Source organism: Actinomycetota bacterium (assembly GCA_040755895.1).
In the GTDB taxonomy this organism is placed as follows: Bacteria; Actinomycetota; Aquicultoria; order Subteraquimicrobiales; family Subteraquimicrobiaceae; genus Subteraquimicrobium.
In genome coordinates this window covers 1-3,075 of sequence record JBFMAG010000014.1, presented here as the reverse complement: position 1 = coordinate 3,075, position 3,075 = coordinate 1, and the positions used below count along the sequence as shown (strand labels likewise).

Annotated in this window: 1 protein-coding gene and 1 pseudogene; both read right to left on the bottom strand. The window is 46.7% G+C overall.

Annotated features, from left to right (window positions below; genetic code table 11):
* Window positions 1–131: 131 nt before the first annotated feature.
* Window positions 132–2,231 (bottom strand): annotated as a pseudogene (fusA, locus tag AB1466_00565) (elongation factor G).
* 97 nt (window positions 2,232–2,328) lie between these two features.
* On the bottom strand, window positions 2,329–2,799 hold the full coding sequence (rpsG, locus tag AB1466_00560) for a 30S ribosomal protein S7 (protein ID MEW6188596.1): 471 nt from the start codon (window positions 2,797–2,799) through the stop codon (window positions 2,329–2,331).
* Window positions 2,800–3,075 lie beyond the last annotated feature (276 nt).

Below are 3,075 nucleotides of genomic sequence, written 5' to 3'. Positions count from 1 at the left end.
GGGGTTTTACCCTTTCGAATTTCTTCTTTGCCATTGCCTCCTCCTTTTCCCAGTCGGTAGTTTGTGGTTCCTTAGTCGGGAGTAAGTAAAGATATTCACTACCGACTACCCACTCCCGACTGACAGACTATTTAGCTAACGGCCAAGGACCATTCCCCCTGGGCTTTGCCAATGATCTCACGAGCGATATCTTTAGGAACCTCCTCATAGCACTCAAATTGCATGGTGAAGGTAGCTCGCCCCTGGGTACGGGAGCGGAGATCGGTGGCGTAACCAAACATCTCGCTCAAGGGTACGTGGGCCTTGATGACACGAGCACCCGCTCTGGGTTCCATGCCCTCGATTCGAGCGCGACGGGCATTGAGATCTCCGATCACATCCCCCATATATTCGTCGGGGACTATGATCTCTATCTTCATGATGGGCTCTAAAAGCACGGGGTGAGCTCTCTTCATTGCCTCTTTAAAAGCCACAGATCCAGCGATTTTAAAAGCCAATTCGGAGGAATCGACTTCATGATATGAACCATCGTACAAAATAGCCTTCACATCCACCACGGGGTATCCAGCCAGAACACCTGACTCCATCGCTTCTCGGATACCTTTGTCCACAGCTGGGAGAAACTCCTTGGGAATGGCTCCTTTAGTGACCGATTCGATGAACTCATAACCCGCTCCCCGATCATTTGGCTCCAATTTGATGACCACATGACCATACTGACCCCGTCCACCAGTCTGCCTGATGTACTTGCCCTCAATGCCGGTGACGGGCTTTCTTATGGTCTCTCTATAAGCAACCTGTGGTCTGCCAACATTGCAACCCACTTTGAATTCCCGAATTAATCTGTCCACAATGACCTCCAAATGGAGTTCCCCCATTCCGGAAATGATGGTCTGCCCCGTCTCTTCATCGACCTTAACCTGGAAGGTTGGATCCTCCTCGGCGATTTTGGCTAAGGAAGATACGAGTTTCTCTTGATCCGCTTTGGTCTTTGGTTCAATGGCCACAGAGATCACAGGCTCCGGAAAAGTCATGGATTCAAGAACTATGGGGTGATTTGGATCACAGAGGGTGTCTCCCGTAAATGTCCTCTTGAGTCCAACCACCGCTATGATATCACCGGTATAAACCCTCGATTTCTGTTCACGGCGATTGGCGTGCATCTGAAGAATTCTTCCCACACGCTCCTTTAAGCCAGTTGTGGAATTCAAAACGTGTGAACCAGCCTGCAAAGTACCGGAGTAAACTCTAAGGAAGGTTAACTTTCCTACATAGGGATCGACCTGAATTTTGAAAGCCAGTGCAGCAAATGGAGCCTCGTCGGAGGCGAGTCGGATTTCTTCCCTCATAATACGAGGATTTATGCCCCTGACGGGGGGAATATCCAAAGGAGAGGGGAGATAATTCACAATCGCATCAAGAAGAGGTTGAACTCCCCTATTCTTTAAGGAAGCCCCACACAGAACAGGGGTAGTCTTCACCGAAAGGGTTCCATTCCTTAAAGCTTTATTTATATCCTCTGGAATAATTTCTTCTCCCTCAAGGTACTTATGAAGAAGCTCATCATCGCATTCGGCAACGGTTTCTAAAAGGCGTTGACGGTATTCCCCGGCCAAACTCTTAAGATCGGTTGGAATTTCCCTTTCCTCCCAAATCGTACCCAGATCATCGGTCCAAACTATGGCCTTCATTTTAATTAGATCTATTACTCAAGCGAAATTTTCCTCGCATCCCATGGGTAGCTGAATGAGTACGGGGTTAGCACTGAGTCTTTCCTTCATCATATCCACGACTTTGAAGAAATCAGCACCCGTTCTATCCATCTTATTTATATAGGTAATGCAAGGTATCCTATACCTGTCCGCCTGTCTCCATACGGTCTCGGATTGGGGTTCCACCCCCCCCACTGCACAGAATATGGCAATGGATCCGTCCAAGACACGCAACGATCTTTCAACCTCCATGGTGAAGTCCACGTGCCCTGGCGTATCTATAATGTTAATGCGATGATCCTTCCAAAAGCAGGTTGTAGCAGCAGAGGTTATGGTGATACCCCGCTCCTGCTCTTGAACCATCCAATCCATAACGGCGGTACCCTCATCCACTTCCCCGATTTTATAGACTCTGCCGGTATAGTAGAGTATCCGCTCCGTGGTGGTGGTCTTCCCAGCATCGATGTGGGCCATGATTCCGATATTTCTTACTTTGTTTAGTGGAAATCTTTCTGCCATTTTTTTACCCTCTCTAAGTTGGTAGTTTATAATTGGTAGCTAGGAGTAAATATTCAATTAAACTACAAACTCCCAACTCCCCACTACCAACTGATGATTACCAGCGATAATGAGCAAAAGCCTTATTGGCCTCCGCCATCTTATGCAAGTCTTCCTTCTTCTTTATTGCCGAACCACTCCCCTTAGCCGCCTCGATGAGTTCAGCCGCCAACCGTTCACACATCGGCTTGCCCTTCCGAAGGCGAGCAAAGCTCGCAATCCATCTCAATGCCAAAGTGATTCCCCTCCGTACTGGAACCTCTACTGGAACTTGATAGGTGGCACCACCCACTCTGCGTGGTCTCACTTCCAGAAGGGGTCTAGCATTATCGACCGCTTTTCTTAGTATGGTCAATGGGCTACTACCGGTCTTTACTTTAATTATATCAAAGGCGTCGTAAACAATGGACTCTGCCAGACTCTTCTTCCCTTTTCTCAGAACTTGGTTTATGAGCCTGGTTACCAATTCATCGTCATAAACATGATCTGGTTGTATTTCCCTCCTCGGAACCGGCCCTCTTCTTGGCATCTCAATCCCTCCGTCCACCGTTATTCGTTCACCTATTAAAATCTCGTTAAGCTATTGGCTAGTTAGCACCTGTCTAAACAGGGATTAAATCCTAAATTCTAAGCACGGAATCCTAAACAATATCTAAATCCAAATGACCAAAACCTATTTTACCTTTTCTAATATGAAACCGAAGATTTTATTGTTTTGAGTTTTTAACTTCGGTCATTTGAGTTTGTTTAGAGTTTAGAAACTAGTATTGGAATTTGATAGTATCCCTTCCTATACAAGTATTAT

What these genes read in the sequence shown, in the direction of transcription:
- rpsG (MEW6188596.1), bottom strand. Translation starts at nt 2,799, where the DNA reads ATGCCAAGAAGAGGGCCGGTTCCGAGGAGGGAAATACAACCAGATCAT.